The sequence below is a fragment of the Mucilaginibacter sp. genome (assembly GCF_039925265.1).
Taxonomy (GTDB): domain Bacteria; phylum Bacteroidota; class Bacteroidia; order Sphingobacteriales; family Sphingobacteriaceae; genus Mucilaginibacter.
Genome location: NZ_JBDSZG010000013.1, coordinates 245453 through 266781, shown reverse-complemented (window position 1 = coordinate 266781; position 21329 = coordinate 245453). Strand labels below are relative to the sequence as shown.

The 21329-nt window shown below is 44.2% G+C and carries 23 protein-coding genes; 3 read left to right on the top strand and 20 right to left on the bottom strand.

Annotated elements, in window-relative coordinates:
• The first annotated feature begins 3 nt into the window (after positions 1 to 3).
• The gene (locus ABIX36_RS06260) at positions 4 to 906 is read left to right on the top strand and encodes a histone deacetylase (RefSeq protein ID WP_348081303.1); all 903 of its coding nucleotides are present in this window, start codon (positions 4 to 6) and stop codon (positions 904 to 906) included.
• Here ABIX36_RS06260 and ABIX36_RS06255 read toward each other — a convergent pair.
• From ABIX36_RS06255 to ABIX36_RS06240, 4 genes are all read right to left on the bottom strand, one after another.
• A complete protein-coding gene (locus ABIX36_RS06255; RefSeq protein WP_348081302.1) occupies positions 903 to 2270 on the bottom strand; it encodes an MATE family efflux transporter in 1368 nt (455 codons plus the stop codon). The genes ABIX36_RS06260 and ABIX36_RS06255 overlap by 4 nt on opposite strands.
• Before the next feature lie 115 nt (positions 2271 to 2385).
• Positions 2386 to 3009: an ATP-binding protein gene (locus ABIX36_RS06250; RefSeq protein WP_348081301.1), complete on the bottom strand. Its 624-nt coding sequence runs from the start codon at positions 3007 to 3009 to the stop codon at positions 2386 to 2388.
• 10 nt (positions 3010 to 3019) lie between these two features.
• Entirely contained in the window at positions 3020 to 3460 is a 441-nt protein-coding gene (locus ABIX36_RS06245) for a GNAT family N-acetyltransferase (protein ID WP_348081300.1), read from the bottom strand.
• 16 nt (positions 3461 to 3476) lie between these two features.
• On the bottom strand, positions 3477 to 3956 hold the full coding sequence (locus tag ABIX36_RS06240; protein ID WP_348081299.1) for a DUF4442 domain-containing protein: 480 nt from the start codon (positions 3954 to 3956) through the stop codon (positions 3477 to 3479).
• 172 nt (positions 3957 to 4128) lie between these two features.
• On the opposite strand from ABIX36_RS06240, the gene ABIX36_RS06235 reads away from it, so the two are divergent.
• Positions 4129 to 4335 carry a coproporphyrinogen III oxidase gene (locus ABIX36_RS06235; protein WP_348081298.1) on the top strand — a complete coding sequence of 69 codons (207 nt, stop codon included), beginning with the start codon at positions 4129 to 4131 and terminating at the stop codon, positions 4333 to 4335.
• Positions 4336 to 4425: 90 nt separating this feature from the next.
• Here the strand turns inward: ABIX36_RS06235 and ABIX36_RS06230 are convergent, their stop codons facing one another.
• The 15 genes from ABIX36_RS06230 to ABIX36_RS06160 all read right to left on the bottom strand — a co-directional run bounded on the left by ABIX36_RS06230 (position 4426) and on the right by ABIX36_RS06160 (position 18992).
• A complete protein-coding gene (locus ABIX36_RS06230) occupies positions 4426 to 4560 on the bottom strand; it encodes a hypothetical protein (RefSeq protein ID WP_348081297.1) in 135 nt (44 codons plus the stop codon).
• Between the two features lie 29 nt (positions 4561 to 4589).
• Positions 4590 to 4946 carry an SDR family oxidoreductase gene (locus tag ABIX36_RS06225; RefSeq protein WP_348081296.1) on the bottom strand — a complete coding sequence of 119 codons (357 nt, stop codon included), beginning with the start codon at positions 4944 to 4946 and terminating at the stop codon, positions 4590 to 4592.
• Positions 4947 to 5299: 353 nt separating this feature from the next.
• On the bottom strand, positions 5300 to 6550 hold the full coding sequence (locus ABIX36_RS06220; protein ID WP_348081295.1) for a tetratricopeptide repeat protein: 1251 nt from the start codon (positions 6548 to 6550) through the stop codon (positions 5300 to 5302).
• Positions 6551 to 6609: 59 nt separating this feature from the next.
• Positions 6610 to 7719, bottom strand: coding sequence for a hypothetical protein (locus ABIX36_RS06215; RefSeq protein ID WP_348081294.1), 1110 nt, complete (start codon positions 7717 to 7719; stop codon positions 6610 to 6612).
• A 4-nt stretch (positions 7720 to 7723) separates the two neighbouring features.
• The gene (gyrA, locus tag ABIX36_RS06210) at positions 7724 to 10351 is read right to left on the bottom strand and encodes a DNA gyrase subunit A (RefSeq protein ID WP_348081293.1); all 2628 of its coding nucleotides are present in this window, start codon (positions 10349 to 10351) and stop codon (positions 7724 to 7726) included.
• Between the two features lie 173 nt (positions 10352 to 10524).
• Positions 10525 to 10929: a hypothetical protein gene (locus ABIX36_RS06205; protein ID WP_348081292.1), complete on the bottom strand. Its 405-nt coding sequence runs from the start codon at positions 10927 to 10929 to the stop codon at positions 10525 to 10527.
• Position 10930: 1 nt separating this feature from the next.
• Positions 10931 to 11839: an oxygen-dependent coproporphyrinogen oxidase gene (gene hemF, locus ABIX36_RS06200; RefSeq protein ID WP_348081291.1), complete on the bottom strand. Its 909-nt coding sequence runs from the start codon at positions 11837 to 11839 to the stop codon at positions 10931 to 10933.
• A gap of 91 nt (positions 11840 to 11930) precedes the next feature.
• Positions 11931 to 13175 carry an MFS transporter gene (locus ABIX36_RS06195; RefSeq protein ID WP_348081290.1) on the bottom strand — a complete coding sequence of 415 codons (1245 nt, stop codon included), beginning with the start codon at positions 13173 to 13175 and terminating at the stop codon, positions 11931 to 11933.
• A 118-nt stretch (positions 13176 to 13293) separates the two neighbouring features.
• Positions 13294 to 13491 (bottom strand): cold-shock protein, encoded by a 198-nt coding sequence (locus tag ABIX36_RS06190; protein WP_348081289.1) that lies wholly within the window; start codon positions 13489 to 13491, stop codon positions 13294 to 13296.
• 246 nt (positions 13492 to 13737) lie between these two features.
• A complete protein-coding gene (locus ABIX36_RS06185) occupies positions 13738 to 14214 on the bottom strand; it encodes a hypothetical protein (RefSeq protein ID WP_348081288.1) in 477 nt (158 codons plus the stop codon).
• A 288-nt stretch (positions 14215 to 14502) separates the two neighbouring features.
• The gene (locus tag ABIX36_RS06180) at positions 14503 to 15312 is read right to left on the bottom strand and encodes an SDR family oxidoreductase (RefSeq protein ID WP_348081287.1); all 810 of its coding nucleotides are present in this window, start codon (positions 15310 to 15312) and stop codon (positions 14503 to 14505) included.
• Positions 15313 to 15598: 286 nt separating this feature from the next.
• Positions 15599 to 16342: a menaquinone biosynthesis protein gene (locus tag ABIX36_RS06175; protein WP_348081286.1), complete on the bottom strand. Its 744-nt coding sequence runs from the start codon at positions 16340 to 16342 to the stop codon at positions 15599 to 15601.
• A complete protein-coding gene (locus ABIX36_RS06170; protein ID WP_348081285.1) occupies positions 16314 to 16967 on the bottom strand; it encodes a histidine phosphatase family protein in 654 nt (217 codons plus the stop codon). Before ABIX36_RS06170 ends, ABIX36_RS06175 begins: the two co-directional genes overlap by 29 nt.
• Before the next feature lie 90 nt (positions 16968 to 17057).
• Positions 17058 to 18251 (bottom strand): aminofutalosine synthase MqnE, encoded by a 1194-nt coding sequence (gene mqnE, locus ABIX36_RS06165; RefSeq protein WP_348081284.1) that lies wholly within the window; start codon positions 18249 to 18251, stop codon positions 17058 to 17060.
• Between the two features lie 216 nt (positions 18252 to 18467).
• Positions 18468 to 18992, bottom strand: a complete 525-nt coding sequence (locus ABIX36_RS06160; RefSeq protein WP_348081283.1) for a hypothetical protein — start codon at positions 18990 to 18992, stop codon at positions 18468 to 18470.
• 100 nt (positions 18993 to 19092) lie between these two features.
• Between ABIX36_RS06160 and ABIX36_RS06155 the strand changes: the two genes are divergently transcribed.
• Positions 19093 to 20208 (top strand): aminotransferase class I/II-fold pyridoxal phosphate-dependent enzyme, encoded by a 1116-nt coding sequence (locus ABIX36_RS06155; RefSeq protein ID WP_348081282.1) that lies wholly within the window; start codon positions 19093 to 19095, stop codon positions 20206 to 20208.
• A 297-nt stretch (positions 20209 to 20505) separates the two neighbouring features.
• Here ABIX36_RS06155 and ABIX36_RS06150 read toward each other — a convergent pair whose 3' ends face one another.
• On the bottom strand, positions 20506 to 21315 hold the full coding sequence (locus tag ABIX36_RS06150) for a hypothetical protein (protein WP_348081281.1): 810 nt from the start codon (positions 21313 to 21315) through the stop codon (positions 20506 to 20508).
• Positions 21316 to 21329 lie beyond the last annotated feature (14 nt).

Here is a 21329-nt window from a genome sequence, read left to right as displayed (position 1 = left end):
GCTATGCTTAAAATAGCTTACGACCCCATTTACGCGCACCCTTTGCCACCGGGGCACCGTTTCCCGATGCTGAAGTATGAGCTGATACCCGCGCAGTTATTGCACGAGGGGACGATAACTGAAGCCAACCTGTTTTCGCCAACCGAGCTGGATGAAGCCACCATTTTGCTCACCCACGATAAAACTTACTGGCAAGAACTCCGCGATCTTACCCTGCCGCCAAAGGAACAGCGGCGCATCGGTTTCCCACTTTCGGCACAGTTGGTAGAACGTGAGACCCGCATAGCGAAAGGGACCGTTGGCGGCTGCCATTATGCTTTTGAGCACGGCATAGCCTTTAATGTGGCGGGGGGTACCCATCATGCAGGCAGTAAGCGGGGCGAAGGCTTTTGTATGCTGAATGATCAGGCGATTGCTGCTAATTATTTGTTAAATAAAGGTTTATCTCAATCTATCTTGATCATTGATTTAGATGTACACCAGGGGAACGGGACCGCGCAGATCTTTGAGCAGCAACCGGCGGTGTTTACCTTTTCGATGCATGGGGATAAGAATTTCCCGTTCCGCAAGGAACGGTCGGATCTGGATCTTCCGCTGGATGATGGTATAGGGGATGAGGCGTATCTTGCTCTGTTAAAAAGCACCTTACCCGGGTTGATAGATAAGTGTCAGCCCGATTTTATCTTTTACTTATCGGGCGTAGATATTTTGGTGTCGGATAAATTAGGGAAGTTGTCGGTTAGCAGGGAAGGCTGCAAAGAGCGCGACCGTTTTGTGCTGGAGCAATGCAAGAGTCGTGGGATCCCGATACAGGTGAGCATGGGCGGCGGTTACTCGCCGGACATCAAAGATATTGTAGAAGCGCATTGCAATACCTTCCGCGTGGCCAACCAGCTTTACTTTTAATCTGCTATCACTTTCAACTTGTTTCTTTTGCTGATGGTTTGAAAGCGAAGGAAGAGCATGATAGATGCCGATATTAAACCGCAAACCAGGCCATACCAAACGCCAAGCACACCTAAGTCCAGGTAGATGCCCAACAGATATCCAATAGGCAAACCTATTATCCAATAAGAAACGAAAGTGATGATGGTAGGAATATTTACATCGCCTATGCCACGCAGCACACCCAGCCCAACAACCTGTGTTCCATCAAACAACTGAAAGAAAGCCGCAACGATAAGTAGCTGTGATGCAATGGATAATACACGTTCATCTGTAGTATAAATATACGGTAGCACATGATTAAATAGTGTGAATATAACCGCGGTGCAGCTCATAAAAACGATAACAATATGGTAATTTGATATAGCCGAAAGCCGCAGGTTGTGATGATCTCCCGAACCAAAATAATTGCCCGAACGAATGGCTGCCGCCGAAGAAATGCCGCTCGCCATCATATAGGTAATGGCCGCCAAACTTATTGCCACCTGGTGCGCCGCCTGCGGAACAGGGCCGATAACTCCGATGAGGATAGCGGCTGCCCCAAAAGCGCTCACCTCAAAAGTGTATTGCAAAGCCACCGGTGCACCTATCTTGAGGATCTGCAAGCCGCGGATCCGGTCGACATTGCGTACCGCAAAATCCTGTAAATATTTGCGAAAGGTAGGGGAGCGCAGTACATAAAAAGCCATTACGATGGCCATTACACAACGGTCTATCAGCGTACTTAAACCCACCCCGCGGATGCCCATAGGTGCGATGCCGAACATGCCTTTTACAAATATTACCCCGAGGCAAATGTTTAATACGTTACCCCAGATGGACACCATCATAGCCTGTTTGGTAAAGCCCAATCCTTCGGCAAATTGTTTAAAGGTGCTGAATACCATCAAGGGGATAAGCGACAAGCTCAGTAAAAACAGGAAGGGCTTGGCCTGTTCCACCACAGCAGGCGACTGTTTTAACTGATCGATAAACGCCATCACGCCAAAATAAATGGCGCAAAACAAAACCATGCCCGTAATTATATTCAGCAATAAACTGTTGGAAAGAAGCTTGCTGCATTCTTTATAATCTCCGCGACCGTGGTTTTGGGCGATGAGCGGCGTAACGCCATAGCTGATACCAATACCTACCACCAACGGTACCAAAAACAAACTGCTTACTAATGATACGGCGGCCAGGGAGGTAGTCCCCGCGAAATGCCCCACAATAACGGAATCGGACACCTGTACCAGCGTATGCCCCAGCTGTGATATCACAACCGGAATAGCCAGTTTCAGGCTATCAGTATAATAAGGTTTGTATTTGTGGTAAATGGCTTTCATTATTTCGGGCAGGCAAAAATAATGATAATGTTGACACGGGAGACGCTTATTTAACCGCCCGGAATGAAATTGACATAGGGTAAGTACGGCCTGTCAACTGATTAATCCACCTACGCTAATTCGCCGTATAAAATTCTTCTTTCTCCGTAGTATGCACGCGGATAACACCGGTGAGCACCAAATTCACCAGGATGCGTTGGGCACGGCGGCGGCCTATATTCAGCAATTCGCAAAATTGTTTGATGTTGATTCGTTCACTTTTATCGAGGTGCTCCAACAAGGCTTTTTCTTTGGAGGAATATTCTATCAACACACCGTCGTTGCTGGCCGATTGCTTTAGTACTTCTAAAACAATTTTGCTTGCCAGTACGCTTTTGTCTTTCACGCGGATATATGCCCACCATTTGCCATCCTCGGCAAGGGAATAGTGGGGTTTTTCGGTACTCACGGGGATATCAACTACTACTACCAGTTTATCGTCCCAATAAATTTCTTCAAACACAGGCTCAAGCGCGGGGCGGCAATAAAAATGGGCGGCCTTGGTTATCATGTAACGCTCTTCGTCTTCAGATTTTACACCTTTTATAGTGCCATCGTCCAGTACGCCAATAAGTAGCCTGCCGCCAACATTGTTGGCGAAGGACACCATGGTTTTGGCGATCTTTTCGCAGCTGGTAATGGTTTTTTTAAAATCGAGCGATACGCCTTCCCCTTCAAAGATCTGTCGTTTTAAATTCATTTCCGATAGTTTAGTCCGCTTTATAAGGCGTATGTATCTGCATCCAATTTTCAGGATTGTTAATCCGCGTAAATCCAAACTGGCTATAGAGCCCCTGCGCATCTGCAGTTGCTAAGCTCCAGCGGCGCAGGCCCTGCAAGTCGGGATGGGCCAGTATGGTCTGCATCATCCATTTGGAAAGACCTATTCCGCGGTGCGTTTCCAGCACATAAACATCGCACAAATAAGCAAATGTTGCTTGGTCGGTAACTACCCTCGATAGCCCGACTTGTGAACCATTATGGTACAAACCAAAGCACATAGAGTTTTCCAGCGCGGTTTTCAGCTTCTCTGCAGGCATCCCTTTTGCCCAATAGGTGGTAGTAAGATAGCTATATATCGCGTCAAAATCAAGTTTTGCTTTGTCTAAAGAGATTTCGTAGCCTTTTTTCAGGAAGGCGGTATCGTTCATAAAAACAGCCATTGTGTTATATTAATGTTTTAGGCAGGTCGAGGTCGCGTACGTAAACTTCGTTCATCAGCGAGGCGCAAACTTCTCCGGCCTGGTTATAAATATCTATTGGGAACAGCTTCTCATACTTCCCTGTCACTATTAACGTTTCTTTCGCCTCGGCAATATTGGCTTCGCTTAATTTTATCTCAAAAAACAGGTTGCTGATTGCTGGCTTTAAAAAGTCGATCTTTGATGATTTAGACCAGATAGCAAGGCGTCTTTTACCATCTGCGTTTAATATCTGGTGAAACAATACAGGGTAAAAAGGGTCGGCCGCTGCAAATATCGTCCCGCCAAAAATAGAGCCGTTATAGTTTTTATTGAGCAAACTCTTGCTCACTTTCACCCGCACACCTGCGAAGCCCTTGTCGAAACCCATCACCCAGATCCGCTGAAAAAGGAGGGGAGGGTAGAGGCGCATCACCCATTTCAACGTGTTTTCTGATACTACCATTACCGTTAAATATCAGAAAAATATCGGGTAAAATGCAGCTTTTACAACACGAATATTACGATTTGTGGCGCTGTGTTTGCAAAACTTAAGGGAATTAATTAAAACAACTTGTGTAGCAAGGGGTTTAATAAAGAGTAAACATTAATAACGTCACTCAAAACTCATATCTATTATGAAAAAGCAAATTTTAAGTTTCGCGTTAGTCGCGACAATGATCGGCGCTATCGCCACAGGTTGCAGTTCAACAAAAGATACCAGCTCAGGGTCTGACAGCACCAAAACAGATTCGACCGCTGTGATGAGCACACCAACAACTACAACTGATACCGCCAAAACCGACACGGTGAAGAGAGATACTACTAAAAAGATTCCTCAATAACACCAGGTTAGTTATTACATAAAAAACGCCCGGCAAATTGCCGGGCGTTTTTGTTTTAGGCAGATCTGCCTGTTTAAAAAGCAGTTTTAATTACACCTCCATCCACCCGCAGTGTAGCGCCATTTGTAGCGGACTGGCGATATAAGCCACCATATTGGCAATTTCCTTTGGTGTTATAAAGCGTTTTAATAAGGATGTGCCGCGCATGTTGGTGAGAAATTCCATCTCTGCATCAGTAAAGCCTTGTTCTTTGGCTACGGCTTCAATAAACTTGCTGGCACCTTCAGAAGCAGTTGGGCCAGGCAACACGGTGTTACCGTTACACCAGTACTGGCCGTAAGTTCTGCCAGGCCACGTGCTACCGATATCCGGGCCGCTTTTGTTACGCCGTAATGGATCATTTCCGCGGGAATCTGCACACCCGACCCGCTGGAAAAGATAATGCGGCCCCAGTTTTTAGCAAGCATTTTATCAAAATAAGTCCTTGATAAGCGTACGCCGCTCATTACGTTCACCTCGAAAAATTTAAACCATTCTTCATCCGGGATGCTTTTAAATTCTTTAGGATCGAATATGCCGATGTTATTCACCAGGATATTAACCTTTGGCAATTCTTTTATCAGGTTGGGTTTATCTGGGCAAAATCAGCGGCTATGCCCGTAAGGTTTGGATTGCCCGTTTCCGCGATTATTTTTTCAACGGTGGCAGTTACTCGATCAACGCCACGGCCATTTACAATTACGTCCGCCTTCGGCTGCTAATAATTTGCTATGGCACAACCGATTGTATCAAACGAATTATGGTTCAAGATTGACAGTGCAACGCTTAAATAACGGAAACAGTAAATAGTCTCATAATTAACATTATGTTAAGTAATGATTTAAAATAAGCTTGTACTATAGGTATAAAACAAAAACGCCACCTCTTCCGAGATGGCGTTTGATATGCTTTGACAGGTGCTGGGTTATTCTTTAGCAGCGTCCATTAGCTTGGTGTATTTATCAACGTTTGGCTGATCTTTTTTACCACGGTAATAAGTTATCAGGTTAGCCAGCGCATCTCTCGATCCTGGTTTAAGATCTACAGCTTTTTGCAGGAATGGTTTTGCTACATCAAACTGTACGGCAGATTTTGCCATGAACGCATCGTATTGTTTTTGAGCGCTTGCAGTGCCTGGTAAGTTATTGGCTGCGTTGAATGACTCGATAGCCGGTGCAAGCAAAATATAACCAAGGTTTAAGTTCGCTTCAAAATAGTTAGGATCTAATTCCAATGCTTTTTTGTACATCTCGGCGGCCTTGTCGTAATTTTCGGTCTTTTTTGCTTTTAATGCAGCTTTGCCCGGAGCATCTTTAGTGGTTTTTACTTTTGCAGCAGCGGCATCACCTGTTTGTGAATAAACCAAGCCGGCGTAGTAATAAAGCGCTTTGTTTTTAGGGTCGTTGGCTATGGCCGCGGTAATTTTAGAAAGCACCTCTTCTGATTTGCCTGTTTGTAAAGCGATCTCTATCTCTTTTTTACGCAGGGTTGAACTGTTAGGATATTTTACCAAGCCTTCACCTAACGATTTTAATGCACCAGCGGTATCTTTACTTACCAGGTACATGCCCGATAGCTCGTCATAAATACGTTCGCCATTTGAGTATTTAGTGGTAACCAGCTTGCTGTAATTTTTTATTGCAGCCGGGTAATTTTTAGAGTTGTACGCCGCAAGGCCAGTGTAGAATATAGCGGTAGTATCTTCAGGCAAAATACTGCGGTAGTAATCAAATGCCTTGTACGCTACCTCGTATTTGGCACCCTGGTAAGCCTTTACCCCTGCCGATAACTGATATTGGGCTAAGCTAAGGCCGCCATCATCTATCAGTTTTTTGTTTTCGCCTTTTGCATCAGTTTCCTTAGCTTTTTTCAAGGCTTCCTCTGCGGTTGCAAATAAAGGCGCTGAAGTAGTTGTTACAGTATCTAAAATGGCAAGGCTTGCGTAAATAGCACCTTTAAGTGCGTAGGTTTGCGGTAAAGTACCAGTTTTTGCATCTGTTGCAGCCTTATCTATCGAAGTTTTGGCGTTGTTAAGACTTGTTACAGCCAATTGGCCCTGCCTTATAGTTTGGTATTTCTCAAATTCGCTTTGTGCGTTGCTCAACTCCTTTTTTTGTGCAAAGGTTGTTGCCGAAGCAAAGGCCAGCACGCCAGCCATAAAAAATTTAATTTTCATTTTAAATAGTTTTTGTATTTAAGTGTAATGAACCTGCGGCCAAACGGCGGCTATTCATATTAGTTGGTTACTTGCTGTAATTTGTTATTCACCCTATCCAACTGGTTTTGGTTGCCCGTTTTTTTGTAAGCCAGTTGTAAAAGCGCTAAACAGTTTTTATCACGCGGTGCCATTTCGTTGGCTTTTTCCAGCCATAATATGGCGCTTGTGATGTTTTTATCGTCGTTATCCTTTAATGCACTCCTTTTAAAATAAAGCAACCCGAGGTTAAACACGGGTTCGTAAGCCGCGCCGTTAAGTTCAATGGCTCTAAGATATAAAGATTCTGCTTTATCGTACTGATTTAAATTATCGTAGCAATTTGCAGCCACAAAGGTGATATCAGCATTGTTCGCGTTATTATCAATCAGTGAGCCTATTAGTGGTTCTAACGCTTTATAGTCTTTTTTGTTATTGTAAATATTAGCCTCGTCCTGCAGCAGCTGCTTATCCGCCGGCAAGATCCTACGTGCGCGCCTTAATATTTGTAGCGCCCGGGCGGTATCTCCAATTGATTTGTAGATGGATGATGCAGTTTGAAAATACTCCAGCTTGGTGCTGTCGGTAGCTATTAAATTGCTGTAGTTTTTGGCCGCTTCCTGTAAATTGCCCTGCTTATTATTGGCATAAGCCATATACGCGTTAACGGGTTTAAAGGAAGGCGCGTAGTATTTTGCCTTTTGAAAAGCTGCGGAAGCTTTGACAAAATCGTTGTTGGTAGTGGCCATAAAACCTTTGCGGATATAAGCGTTGGTAAGGCAGCGCCTGGAGTAATCAAGCTCCGGCTGAAATTTGTAAGCTTTTTGCCTGGCAGAAAGTTTATCAAGCAAGGCAGATGTTTGATCGATAAACGTTTCCGGCTGGTTCATCTTATTTAAAGTATCGGTATTGAGGATACTGGAATAAACAATGAGGCGGTAAACATTCTTCGTCAGGTCGCTTGAGTCTGACCGGGTAACAATTAAGCTATCGGCTGATTTTTTTGCCCTGGCAAGATACGCCAGGTCATTTTTTTGCTTGTAAAAAGCAAGGTTGTTTACCACTGCCTTTAATGCTTCTGATTGCCCAAAAGCTAAAGATGTAGTAAACAACCCTAAAACCAGTAATATTATCTTACGGTTATGCTGCATATGTTTATTCTGTTTTGTCGTCTGCTTCAGGCTCCTCTCCTGCTGCATCGGTATTATCAGTTGGTTCTGTACTTGTTATTTCGGCTGCCGGTGCGGCGTCAGTTGATGCTGCGGTTTCGGTACCGTCTTCAGCCGATACTGCCGAATTATCCAGTTCCTCGTCCTCGTCATGATCTACCTTTGCTACCGAAGCTATCTCATCATTACCTTTCAGTGTGATCAACCTTACACCTTGCGTAGCGCGACCCATGGTACGCAGCTCGGCAATGGCAATACGAATTATGATACCCGATTTGTTGATGATCATAAGATCCTCTTTATCAGTAACACCTTTTATGGCAACAAGTTTTCCTGTTTTTTCGGTAACGTTTAAGGTTTTTACACCTTTACCACCACGGTTGGTAACCCGGTAATCGTCAATATCGGTACGTTTACCGTAGCCTTTTTCAGATACCACCAATACGGTAGTCTCTTTATCGTCGATGGCGATCATGCCAACTACTTCGTCGTTATCGCTATCTAAGCTGATACCGCGTACGCCCGTTGCAGTACGCCCCATCGGCCTAACAGTAGATTCGTTGAAGCGGATAGCACGGCCCGATTGCAGCGCCATTACAATTTCGCTGCTGCCGGTGGTTAATGTTGCTTCTAATAAAGAGTCGCCTTCGTTGATGTTGATGGCGTTGATACCATTGGCACGCGGGCGTGAGTATGCCTCTAAAGATGTTTTTTTGATAACACCTTTTTTGGTACACATAATAATGAAGTTGTTCTCCAGGTAATCTTTATCCTTCAGCGATTTTAGCTTGATGTAAGCCTTAATGTTCTCTTCCTTAGGGATATTGATGATATTTTGGATAGCACGACCTTTAGAGGTACGTGTGCCTTCCGGAATTTCGAATACGCGTAACCAGAAACATTGCCCGCTCTCGGTAAAGAACAGCATATAATTGTGGTTAGATGCAATGAACAGGTGCTCAATAAAGTCGGCATCGCGGCTGTTGCTGCCTAAGCTTCCTTTACCACCCCTGCCCTGCCTGCGGTATTCTGTAAGCGAGGTGCGTTTGATATAGCCTTCGCGCGAGATGGTGATCACCACATCCTCATCTTCAATAAAGTCTTCGGTTTGCATTTCTGCCGATGAGTGTACCATTTCGGTTTTACGCTCATCACCGTATTTGGCTTTTATATCTAATAATTCGTCTTTTATGATCTGCATCCGCAGGCCTTCATCCGCAAGGATAGATTTTAAGTAATCGATGGTTTTCATCAAAGCATCGTACTCATCTTTTATCTTATCACGCTCCAGGCCTGTTAAGCGCCTTAAGGTCATATCCAAAATGGCACGTGCCTGTATATCGCTCAGCTGGAAGTTTGCCATCAAGCCTTCGCGTGCTTCGTCTGGAGTGGATGAAGCTCGGATCAGGCGGATAACTTCTTCAATGTGATCGAGCGCTATCAGCAAACCTTCTAAGATATGCGCGCGTTTCTCGGCCTCTGCCAGTTCGTATTTGGTACGGCGGATAACCACCTCGTGCCTGTGCTCAACAAAATGATGGATCAGATCCCTTAGGTTCAGCATCATCGGCCTGCCATGTACCAGCGCGATATTATTTACGCTGAACGATGTTTGCAGCGCAGTATACTTATATAAGTTATTGAGTACGATAGCGGCATTCGCATCGCGTTTTATTTCGTAAACCACGCGGATCCCCTCGCGGTTACTTTCATCGCGAATGGCGGTGATGCCCTCTATTTTCTTTTCGTTAACCAGCTCAGCGGTACGCTCAATCATCAGCGCCTTGTTTACCTGGTAAGGTACTTCGGTAACGATGATGCGTTCGCGTTCGCCGTTATAAGTTTCAATTTCAGCGCGGGAGCGGATAACAATACGTCCGCGGCCCGTTTCCAGGGCCTGGCGCGGGCCTTCAAACCCGTAGATGATACCACCGGTAGGGAAATCGGGACCTTTAACGTAGGTCATCAGTTCCGCAATTTCTATGTTGCGATTATCTATCAGCGCTATGGTAGCATCAACAATTTCTGATAAGTTGTGCGGTGCCATATTGGTGGCCATACCTACCGCTATACCGCTCGCTCCGTTAACCAAAAGGTTAGGGAATTTTGCAGGCAGAACGGTTGGCTCGTGCAGCGAGTCGTCAAAGTTCAGCTGGAAATCAATGGTATCTTTATTGATATCGGCCAGCATTTCCTCTGCAATTTTTTCAAGCCTTGCTTCGGTATAACGCATTGCCGCGGGCTGGTCACCATCTATAGAACCGTAGTTACCCTGGCCCTCAACAAATGGGTACCTCAAGCTCCAGTCCTGTGCCATACGTACCATGGCATCGTATACCGATGTATCGCCATGCGGGTGATACTTACCCAGTACCTCACCTACTATACGTGCAGATTTTTTGTAGGGCTTGTTGTTGTACAAACCCAGATCGAGCATGCCATACAATACGCGCCTGTGTACCGGTTTTAAACCGTCGCGCACATCGGGCAGCGCCCTTGATACGATAACCGACATTGAGTAGTCAATGTAGGCCGATCGCATTTCCTCATCAATATTTATTGAAATTATTCTGTCTTCTTGTTGTGGATTATCGTTTTCAGTTCCTTCAGCCATTTGTTTTTCTTAGTGGAAAATATAATCAGTATTCGTGTGTAAAATTGGTTTTTTTATACGACCTGCGAAGTTAAAAAAATTAACACAAAAAAGTGTCTTTTTTACTAACATTCGAGACTTTTATCAACGTTTTTAGGGTAAAAAACGAGTCAAAAATGTGTTACAAAAGGGCGTTAGGGCTTTACCTTTTTCCAGTATTCCTGTACGGTTGTGCCGTTGGGTAATAGCCCGCTAAAGGTGAGCGTGTCGTTGCTAATGTGGTACACATAACGCACGCTGATGTTGAGTGTTTTAGATGGCTCGCGGCTGTAGGTCTGCGTTTCCAGGCAGGTATCTTGCTGCAATTTGTATTTGCCCTGCTCGTATACGATGGTATCCTGCCCGGGCTCTATAAAGGTGGCTTCATACTCCGAATCGCTGTACCGGCGCTGTAGTTTATAATCTTTGGATGGCCCATCTGCCTTACCGTTATAAACGCCTCCTGCGTATACATAGGTGCCAGAGAGCGTGCCCTGTAAACGAAAAGACAAAAGTATAACAGACAAAAGCGCTAAGGATAATACAGTTTTCCTGACCATGCTAAACCCAGTTAATTCCCTTTTTGAGTAAAGATAAGGTGCGTTCCTCTTCGCTGCCGGGCTGCGCATGGTAATCATACACCCATTTGGCCGTTGGCGGCAGGCTCATAAGAATAGATTCGATACGGCCGTTGGTTTCCAGCCCGAAACGGGTACCGGCATCGTAAACCAGGTTAAATTCGGTATAACGGCTGCGGCGCTGGTATTGCCATTGCTGCTGCTCCGGCGTAAATTCTTTGTAGCGGCTGCGGTTCACAAGTTCCGTATAGGTTGGGATGAACGAGCGCCCCAGCACTTTAGAGAATTCGAAGATCATCTCCCAATTCATATCCTCGTTGGCGGTAAGCCTGTCATAAAAAATGCCACCTATGCCACGGGTTTCGTCGCGGTGTTTAATAAAGAAATAATCATCGGCCCAAACCTTAAAACGGTGATAAAACTCATCGTTAAAATGGTCGCATACGTTTTTTATTTGCTGGTGGAAGAATTGGGCATCCTCATCTACCACATAATGCGGTGTAAGATCAATACCTCCGCCAAACCAGTGTACAGGTGTTTCGCCGGTATCGGTTGGCATTTCAAAGTACCGTATGTTCATATGGATGATAGGCACCAACGGGTGGTTGGGGTGTATCACAATGGAGATACCGGTAGCGAAGAAATCTTCCTGCTCCACGTTCAGCGCCTTTTTCATGGTATGCGGCAGCTTGCCATGCACAGCAGAGAAATTAACGCCGCCTTTTTCAAATATATTGCCGTTCTGGATAATGCGGGTGCGGCCTCCGCCTCCACCTTCGCGTTCCCAAAGTTGTTCTTCAAATTTGGCCAGCCCGTCGGTAGCTTCGAGGGCTGCACATATCTCGTCCTGTATCTCGCGGTAACCTGCAGCTATTTGTTCCTTACTAATCATTAATTTAAAATTATGATTTAGTGAATTAGTGTTTCACAACAGCAAAACTAAACAAAGTATTGATTAAGCTAAACATGTTCTTAATCACTAATTAACTTACTCCGGCTTCTTCCTCTATATAATTTAAATCTTTACCAAAAGTTTCCTTTAACTGGCTAAGCGAGAATAACGCTATCACAGTTAAGATGACCATCATAATGTATCCGCTGGTTATCATCCCATAATTGGCCTTAAACGCGTTAAATGCCATGGTGATGGGAATGAGTGAACCACGCACAAAATTGGGCACGGTGGTAGTTACAGTAGCGCGTATGTTGGTGCCAAACTGTTCTGCAGCAATGGTTACAAAAGTTGCCCAATAACCTACTGTGCAGCCCATAAAGAAACAGATCCACACAAATTTGTCGTGCGTAATGCCTTCCGATCGCAAATACACAAAGGCGCTAACAAGTGAGAGCGTTAGAAAAACCATCATGGTTAACCTTCGCGACCGGGTGACCTGAGCCAGCAGACCGGCAAATATATCGCCGATAGCGATACCTATGTAAGTATAAAGTACCCCTTCGCCGGCGCTTAAAACTTCTTTAGATTTTAAAGCAACCCCAAATTCAGGCGAAAAAGTTACCAGTACCCCTACTACATACCACAGTGGTGCCCCTATTAAAATACAATAGAGATATTTTTTGAAACGTTTAAAATCGGTAAAAAGCATCAGGAAATTACCTTTGGATACTTTACTTTCCTGTACATTTTTAAACATCCCCGATTCGAATGTACCCACGCGAAGCAGCAGCAGCACAATACCCAATCCACCACCAACCATGTAGGCTGTTTGCCAGCCATACTTAGCAACAGCATAAGCCGCGGCTGCGCCAAATAAACCTACCACCGCTACTATCATGGTACCGTAGCCGCGTTTTTCCTTACTTAACGTTTCTGATACAAGGGTGATACCTGCGCCAAGCTCTCCTGCCAGGCCAATGCCGGCTATAAAGCGGATAAGGGCATAAGAGTTAACATCATAGGCATAAGCGTTTGCAAAATTGGCTATGGAGTAAAGCAAGATGGAACCGAACAGCACTTTTATGCGCCCCATTTTATCGCCAATGATGCCCCAAAGCAGGCCTCCAAGCAGCAAACCAAACATTTGTACGTTGATGATGAACTGCCCTTTGGAGAGCATGTCTGCTTCGGCTACGCCAATATCATGCAGGCTGTCCTTGCGTACAATAGAAAATACCAGCAGATCATATATGTCAACAAAGTAACCCAGCGAGGCTACAATTACCAGGAAGATAACGTTTTTTGAAACTTTATCTGGAGCAGTATCAGTCATGATGGATGAGAGGTTATAATGGCGTGGCTAATGTAGATAAAGGGGAGAATTTTGCCTAATTTTTTTGCATAAAAAAACCCCTGCACATACCAGAGGTTTATAATATGGTTGTGGTGGTTTAAACCTTTTTTACGTTTACCGCCTGTAATCCTTTTCTGCCTTCTTCAACATCATACTCAACGTTGTCGTTATCTTTGATCGCGTTTACGCCGCCCTGTACATCTTTAAAGTGAACAAACAGGTCTTTACCATCGTCGGTAACAATAAAGCCGTAACCTTTTTGGGTGTTAAACCATTTTACTTTTCCAGTTTTCATAATATTAATATAATCGTATTAAATAATTTTGTTTAGCCGATCAGTAAGTAATTCAACTGAGTATAAAAATGGTTTAATATTCAATTATAGAATGTACAACTATCTTTTCAAATATATAAAATTATTAATAACCAAATAAAATTATTTGTGGCGGTAAAAAAAATGTAAAAAACAGGTTAAAACAATAAAAGCCACCCAGTTGGGTGGCTTTTATTGTTAAGCAATTGTTATGGTTGCCTGGTTGAATTATTTTACGTCCTGGAAGAAGTAAACACCTGCAGATGGGGTTACCCTTACTAAAAGTTCTTTACCATCTTTTGCAAGATCTACAAAGTAAACTGTGTTATCAAAGCTATCGTCGCCGCTTTCTAATTTGATAACTTCTTTGGCGAAATAACCTTCGTATTTAGTAGCGATCTCTTTTTTAGCTTTCTCAGGCAATGCTTTGAATTGCACATTCTGAGTTACGCCGATCAACTCGCCGCGAAGGTTGTAGAAAGCTGACATTTTTACATCATCTAATGTAAAAGTTACCTTTTGGAAGTTAGGGTTAACTTTCCAGGTAGCGTTTTCTGCTCTTGCGAAATCGTTGTTGAATTTAAGGATGGCAGCGTAAGAAACGTTCTCAGTACCGTCATCAGTTTTTGTTGCGCTGGTTGCAGCATATATGTTAGTAGTAAACAAGCTGGCAGCGATTGCGATGGTTACAAATATCTTTTTCATGTTGTTTAAATTTTATATTATGTGTTGTGTTATATTTTAATTTACATAACAAAAGTACGGAATGGTTGAATATATTCAAAATTATTATCAATTTTTATGAATATATCATAAATAAAGCGCCAATAATATAAAAATGTAAAAAACATAGGTGATACTTAGTGTATAATTTACAATATCTTAATAAATTGGCGACAGGCTTATTGTAAAATATACACTAAGTAAAATTTGGATAGAAAAGTTCATTGTTTGTGACATTTACCTGACAAAATAAGATTTTTAAGCTATTTTTTAACCATTATCGGCAAAGCCCGGGTATAGAGCCATGCCCCCATCTACAAAAATAGTAGTGCCGGTAATATAATCCGCATCATCAGAAGCCAGCCATGCGGCCAATTTTCCAACATCTGCAGGCTGGCCTATACGGTTATAAGGGATCAGGTTTAATAATTTATTCAGGGCTGCGGGTGATTCCCAGGCTGGCTTATTTATAGGCGTTTGTATGGCGCCCGGTGCAATCCCCACTACACGTATCTGATGTGGTGCCAGTTCCTGCGCGATGCTTTTCATAAACATGCTGATGCCGCCTTTGCTGGCCGCGTAGTTTACGTGCCCCGCCCATGGGATAATTTCGTGAACGCTGCTCATACAAATGATCTTACCGGCGGCGGCACTTCGTTTTGTTACTACTCCCCTCTTCATGAACTCCTTAGCTGCCTCGCGCGAGCACAGGAACTGCCCGGTAAGGTTAATGTTGATCACCGTGTTCCATTGTTCCAGCGTCATGTCTATAAATTTGGAATCTTTCTGCAGGCCGGCATTATTCACCAATATATCTACCGTGCCATACTTTTTAATGGCGGCGGCAAACATCGCCTTCACTTCGTCTTCCTTACTTACATCACATTGAAAAGCAAACGCTTTTCCACCTGCATCCTTAATGATCTTAACCACCTCATCGGCTGCATCGTGGTTATGCGCAAAGTTTACAAGTACTTTGGCGCCTGCCTCTGCTAACGCGATAGCTACTGCCCTGCCTATGCCGCTATCCCCGCCGGTTACAATGGCAGATTGTGCTTTTAGTTTTTGTGGTGTTTTCATGTTGATAAAGGAAAGAGAGTTAAAGGTGATATAGTTTTTATCTTACAGCAATTTATCAAAAAATTTGCAGTTATGCCCAGCTAATTGGGTAAGTTATAAGTGAGATGAACGCTAACGAAGGCGGCGAAGTTTGCTGTCGTGGCAAACGAATTTTAGAAAATTGCAATAACGAAGTCATGTGCCTTGAATAGCAAACGTTGGGTGCATACCTACGGCACGCAAAAACATGAGAATTTTAACTACAAAGCGATAGCTCCTATCGGAGCAGGTAAACTGGCCAAAATTATTACAACGCCTTTATATAATCCAAAAACAAGTATAACGCCTTCTTTTTATCTTCCGTCAAATCAAAATCCAATTTGTGCATCAGGTAATCTTCCAGGTCGAAATCGGCGCGATGGGGTAGTTCGCTCAGGAGTTCTTTGCGGTGAGCGAGGCCAAGGCGTAAAGCGTTGTTAAAGGCTGTTATAAAATCTGCAGGGATCGGTTTGTTTGCTATCCAGGCGGCAAAAACAAAAGGCAATCCCGTAAATTTTAGCCACTCGGCAGAAAGATCGTACACAAAAGGGTATTGATCGGCTTTGCCAAAGGTACGGTCGCCTATTTGTACAAAAGCGGTAGCTGTCTCGGTCGATACGGCATAATCGGGTGCATCTTTAACCAACTTGGGCTGTACCTGCCAAAAGTTTTTGAGCAGTACACGGGCGAGATTGTTGGATGTGCGCGATTGCGGGTCGAGTTGTATGGTTTTTACATCTTCGATAGCGCAATTGCTGAAAATAAATACAGAGTTCACGGCACCAACGGCGCCAATGCAATAGGCCGAAACGATTTCCCACTGTGGCAGATCGAGCGTGGCAGCCACGGGAATCAGCCCAATATCGGCTCTGTCGTCAATGAGTTTTTGTGCACAGTCGGAAGGGATATCCAGGCTCAGGTCGATATCGTTGATGATATCTGAGTGTTGTAATCCGTATAAAAAGGGCTTGGTGTTAGTATAGCTAACCGCGGATATTCTGATCTTTTTCACTTAGCTGTTCAGGAGTTTTTAGGTGGAGCGCGTTGTTGAAATCTACGATTGTAAACTTGCTGCCATCATAGGTCAGTTTATAAAGCACCAAATTCTGGTGCGGGAAGGTGTCCATCTCGGTAAGGGGCTTATCAGTAAGGATACACAAAAGCAGGCGCATAGCGCGGCCATGCATACATATTAATACGGTTTCCTCTTCAGGGTGACTCATGATCACTTCCATGGCCTCCAGCTGGCGTACTTTTACTTCATTGGGGCTTTCGCCGCCTTCGAATTTAACATCCAGGTTACCGGCAACCCAATTGCGCATTACTTCCAAAAAATCGGCCCTTAACTCAGGCGATGCCGCCTGTCCTTCGTGGATGCCCCAGGCCAATTCGTCAAGTCCCGGAAGTTTCTCATAAGGGAGGCCGGTATCGATAAATGGCTGGACGCTTTGTTGCGTGCGTTTTAAAGCGGATACGTAGATCTTATCGAAGGGCACATCTTTATAAGCTGCAAAGAATTGCCTTGCCTGAAGGCGCCCTTCATCGTTTAGGTCGGTGTCTTTTCCACGGCCCTGAATAATGCCTTGCTTATTAAGATCTGTTTGCCCGTGGCGGACGATGTATAGTGTTTTGTTCATTAGTTCAATAGTTCATTGGTTCATTGGTACATGGTGGTTAATAGTTGCCGGCTTACTACCAACAAACTAATGAACCGGTGAACCAATGAACTAATTTATTACCGGCAGCTTGTAATACTTCGGTTTTTCGGTTTCTTCAAACTGGAAGTCGTTGTAATCAGTAACTACATTATATAGCGTATCACGCTCTATCGGGTAGCGGCCAGCATTTTTTATCAGGTCTACCAGTTGTTTGGTGCTCATGGCCGGGTGCTGTTCTTCTGCACCTGCCATCGAGTAGATCTTGGTGGTATCATCCAATGTACCGTCAATATCATCCACCCCAAAGTTTAACGATAGCTGCGCGGTGGTGCGGCTGATCATGGCCCAATAGGCTTTTATATGGTCGAAGTTATCCAGGTAGATGCGGGAGATAGCGTAGTTACGCAGATCCTCCAGTACGGTAGATTCGGGCACATTGCTCATCTGGTTATCCTGGTTGCGGAATTTCAGCGGAATAAAGGTTTGGAATCCGCCCGTCCGGTCCTGCAATTCGCGCAGGCGCTCCATGTGGTCAACCCGGTGCCAGTATTTTTCAATATGGCCGTAAAGCATGGTAGCGTTGGAGCGCATTCCTATTTTATGCCATTCCTCATGTATGGCCAGCCATTGGTCGCCGGTACATTTATCTTTAGCTATTAGTTCGCGCACCTCGGGGTGGAAGATCTCCGCCCCTCCTCCGGGTATCGATTCTAAACCGGCATCCTTCATCAGTTGCATACCGGTGGCGTAATCTATCTTCGCCTTCTTAAATATATAGTGGTATTCAACAGGGGTTAATGCTTTTACATGCAGATCGGGCCGGTGCTCTTTAATTCGGGTGAAAAGTTCGCTGTAAAAAGCCACATCGTATTGCGGTAATACGCCGCCTACAATATGCACCTCGGTAACCGGCTGTCCGTCGTATTTTTTAACGATATCCAGCATCTCTTCCATCGTGTACTCCCACCCTTCCGATTTTTGCTTAAGCAGACGGGAGTAAGAGCAAAACTTACAATCGTAAACACAAAGGTTGGTTGGTTCTATATGGAAATTACGGTTGAAATACGTTTTATTACCGTGTTTTTTTTCGCGTAAGTAGTTGGCAAGTATACCCAGGTAGCCCAGTTCGGCCTTCTCGTAAAGCAAAACGCCTTCATCAAAAGTTATACGTTGTTTATCAAGTACCTTTTGCGCGATGGCTTTAAGTTCGGGTAAAAGCTGCGGGTTGTTTAATAGTATCCTGAAATTTTCTGATACTTCCATTTTTAGAAAAAGAGTTTAGGCAAAGGTAGCAAAATACAGCAATTTTGTAAGAGCAGTATTTATATACCCGTGTTTAAACACCTAAAATGACGATGGTTTTACAGAGGGACAAACTACCCATAGTCTACTGATATCGCTGGTGCTTACACCTACTGAAGTATTAACACATACATCCTTTAGCAAACAGATCCCGGTGTTTTCTAACGCTTAAGATGATCATTTGATCTCTTTAACGTAAACCTTAAGCTCTTTCATTTTGATCCCTGTAAAGCAGTCATCCGCGCAATTTTTAGGGAAGTGGCCGGCAGTAGATATCATACCTTCGTTAGCCGTTTCAAAATAGATATAGTTAGCGTCTTTGTTTACATTAAGCCATTCGCTTTTTGCTTTGGCGTAAACCTGGTCGAGCGTGAGGGCGTCAAAACCATTTTCGTGAGTGTTTAGTGTGACACCGCTTTCGGCCCAAGTGCTATCAACAATCAGGTTGGTGCTGCCCTGGGCGTAATGGCTAAATACAAAATCGCGGGCAACTACCTTTCCATTCTGTACCGTTATTTTCGATTCGGCATGCGTGCCTACCCAGGACCCGCCATAGGCAATATAACTATACGAATTGTTGGATGATTTTTTAAACGACAGCCAGGCCGAATAGCTTTTATCGTAATCGGTGTCTACGCCGTCTTTTTTGCAGGCTGATAAGGCAAGCGACACAACCAGGATAAGTAAGGATAGGTATCTCATTGACAGGGATTTTATAACATTACGCAGCCAAATTTATATTCGCTACAGCAAATACCAAAAATTTGCATTTATTTTGAAGAACACAAGTTCATCTCCAGCCATGAAAATTGAAACCATCGCCATCCACGCCGGCAACCATATCGACCCAACCTCGCACGCAGTAGTACAACCTATTGTAACGGCCACCACTTTTGAACGCGGCGAAGACGGCGGTTTTCCGGGTGGCCACATCTACAGCAGGGCGTCGAACCCTAACCGTGCCTCTTTAGAGAACGTATTGGCAAAGCTGGAAGGCGGTGAAGAAGCCGCTGCATTTTCATCGGGCAACGCGGCGGGCATGTCGGTTTTTCAATCCCTGGAGCCGGGAAGCCACATTATAGCGCCGGACGATATGTACCACGGCTTGCGCAATCAGTTGAAAACGCTGTTTGCAGGCATCCTGGAGTTCGATTTTGTGGATGTGAACGATAGCGCTGTGCTTAGATCTCATATCCAACCCAACACCAAACTCATTTGGCTGGAAACTCCATCTAACCCGCTTTTAAAGGTAACCGATATAAAAATGGTAGTAGCGATAGCTGCGGAACATGATATAAAAGTAGTTTGCGATAATACTTTCGCTACGCCGCTTTGCCAGCAACCGTTGGCTTTGGGTGCCGATTTGGTGATGCACTCCACCACCAAATACTTTGGCGGGCATAGCGATCTGATGGGTGGCGCGTTAATTACGGTCAAGAAAAGCGACTGGTGGGAAAAGATCCGCAATGTACAAACCATGGGAGGTGCTATCCCCTCGCCTACCGACTGCTACTACCTTACCCGCAGTATAAAAACGCTGCCCTACCGGATGCGCGGACATGTAAAGAACGCGCAATTGCTGGCGGAATATCTGGATAACCACGATAAAATAGAAAAGGTATTGTATCCGGGCCTGCAATCGCACCCGCAACATGAAATAGCTACGGAACAAATGACCGGGTTTGGTGCTGTATTATCCTTTCTGCTTAAAGGCGGCGAAGAAGAAGCCAAAAGAGTTGTAAACGCCCTGCAATTGTTTACCCAGGCCACCAGCCTTGGCGGGGTAGAAAGCCTGGTAGAGCATCGCGCATCCGTAGAGGGGCCCGATACCAAAACACCGTTCAATTTATTGCGGGTATCAGTTGGGTTAGAGCATATAGATGACCTGATAGCGGATATGGCGCAGGCATTAGGTTAATGCAGGTGTTCCAATTTAAATGTGGAACACTTATTTTTAAAACAATATTGATTATCAGTGTTTTACAGTTTTATGTGAAACACTTTGGAACACCCCTGTTCGTTAAATAATCCTTGTAAACTTATGATAATGAAACAGTTAACCAGAAATGAAAATTCGACTCAAAACAATGTGAAACACTTTTTTTGGCACACTTTTTTGCCATTTAGCCGCGAGCATAATACTTAGCCATGCATGCCACAACACGAGGTAGGCTGCGCTAATCTCGCGGCTGCGAAAACAGGCGTTGGGGTAAGATCAGTGCACAGGATTTGCGGCGTAATAAGCAACTAAATCTCTTGAGTTTTGAGTGCGTAATAAGCAACCGTCCATTGTGTTAATAGACTGCATCTCTTTGAATATCTCATCAATCCTTTTTTCTATAGATGCCTTGTTCGGTAATATAAATCGTCCTTTTTGGTGATAATATTCAATACCAAGTAGCCTGGTGGCGGGGTTGATGCTATATAATAATTCTTCGAATGCAGCCGGATTTATATTTTTCTTAACTTTTTCGAAAAGCTCACGATTTGTGAGCAGCCTACCATTGTACCCACCGCGACCTCCGTAGATCGTCCCGCTATAGGGAGTCATCAAGTACCTAAAATACTTATCGGCTGTGGTTGTTTTAAAAGCATTTACAGGCTTAGCTACACTCGCGTAATTAAACTGATAGGGCTCAATTTGGTCGGTACCCCGAATATAAAAAAAACGTGAATAAAAACCCCTGTATTTATTTGCAAGTCGTTGATCATAAGGTAAACGAGGTATTAATTGGTAACCCACAAGTTTACCCTTATAAGTAATAAGAGTATAATCAAAAATTGCGTTTCCCCTCCCGGTACCAACTGAGGAAAGTGTGTAACCGTAACCTAAATTCTGTTTTTCTTGCCGATTGTTTTGGGCGGTTACCATTGTTATATTCGCCGGATCTTTTTTGAGGATACTTATTGTGTTGGCTATAAATATGGAATCCTGTCGCACCTCTCGGTAATCTATGTTTTCGTCCTGGGTGAATGTTGCAATTGAAGAAATAAGCAGTAGCGCTACGATGTGAATTTTTATCATGAAATATTTAATGA

Excerpts from the sequence above, each read along its gene's own strand:
- ABIX36_RS06215 (WP_348081294.1), bottom strand. The coding sequence starts at position 7,719 with ATGCAGCATAACCGTAAGATAATATTACTGGTTTTAGGGTTGTTTACT.
- ABIX36_RS06255 (WP_348081302.1), bottom strand. The coding sequence starts at position 2,270 with ATGAAAGCCATTTACCACAAATACAAACCTTATTATACTGATAGCCTG.
- ABIX36_RS06235 (WP_348081298.1), top strand. The coding sequence starts at position 4,129 with ATGAAAAAGCAAATTTTAAGTTTCGCGTTAGTCGCGACAATGATCGGC.
- ABIX36_RS06155 (WP_348081282.1), top strand. The coding sequence starts at position 19,093 with ATGAAAATTGAAACCATCGCCATCCACGCCGGCAACCATATCGACCCA.
- ABIX36_RS06220 (WP_348081295.1), bottom strand. The coding sequence starts at position 6,550 with ATGAAAATTAAATTTTTTATGGCTGGCGTGCTGGCCTTTGCTTCGGCA.
- ABIX36_RS06180 (WP_348081287.1), bottom strand. The coding sequence starts at position 15,312 with ATGAAAACACCACAAAAACTAAAAGCACAATCTGCCATTGTAACCGGC.
- ABIX36_RS06190 (WP_348081289.1), bottom strand. The coding sequence starts at position 13,491 with ATGAAAACTGGAAAAGTAAAATGGTTTAACACCCAAAAAGGTTACGGC.
- ABIX36_RS06195 (WP_348081290.1), bottom strand. The coding sequence starts at position 13,175 with ATGACTGATACTGCTCCAGATAAAGTTTCAAAAAACGTTATCTTCCTG.
- mqnE (WP_348081284.1), bottom strand. The coding sequence starts at position 18,251 with ATGGAAGTATCAGAAAATTTCAGGATACTATTAAACAACCCGCAGCTT.
- ABIX36_RS06260 (WP_348081303.1), top strand. The coding sequence starts at position 4 with ATGCTTAAAATAGCTTACGACCCCATTTACGCGCACCCTTTGCCACCG.
- ABIX36_RS06240 (WP_348081299.1), bottom strand. The coding sequence starts at position 3,956 with ATGGTAGTATCAGAAAACACGTTGAAATGGGTGATGCGCCTCTACCCT.
- gyrA (WP_348081293.1), bottom strand. The coding sequence starts at position 10,351 with ATGGCTGAAGGAACTGAAAACGATAATCCACAACAAGAAGACAGAATA.
- ABIX36_RS06160 (WP_348081283.1), bottom strand. The coding sequence starts at position 18,992 with ATGAGATACCTATCCTTACTTATCCTGGTTGTGTCGCTTGCCTTATCA.
- ABIX36_RS06205 (WP_348081292.1), bottom strand. The coding sequence starts at position 10,929 with ATGGTCAGGAAAACTGTATTATCCTTAGCGCTTTTGTCTGTTATACTT.
- ABIX36_RS06250 (WP_348081301.1), bottom strand. The coding sequence starts at position 3,009 with ATGAATTTAAAACGACAGATCTTTGAAGGGGAAGGCGTATCGCTCGAT.
- ABIX36_RS06170 (WP_348081285.1), bottom strand. The coding sequence starts at position 16,967 with ATGAACAAAACACTATACATCGTCCGCCACGGGCAAACAGATCTTAAT.
- hemF (WP_348081291.1), bottom strand. The coding sequence starts at position 11,839 with ATGATTAGTAAGGAACAAATAGCTGCAGGTTACCGCGAGATACAGGAC.
- ABIX36_RS06185 (WP_348081288.1), bottom strand. The coding sequence starts at position 14,214 with ATGAAAAAGATATTTGTAACCATCGCAATCGCTGCCAGCTTGTTTACT.
- ABIX36_RS06150 (WP_348081281.1), bottom strand. The coding sequence starts at position 21,315 with ATGATAAAAATTCACATCGTAGCGCTACTGCTTATTTCTTCAATTGCA.
- ABIX36_RS06245 (WP_348081300.1), bottom strand. The coding sequence starts at position 3,460 with ATGAACGATACCGCCTTCCTGAAAAAAGGCTACGAAATCTCTTTAGAC.
- ABIX36_RS06230 (WP_348081297.1), bottom strand. The coding sequence starts at position 4,560 with ATGGAATTTCTCACCAACATGCGCGGCACATCCTTATTAAAACGCTTT.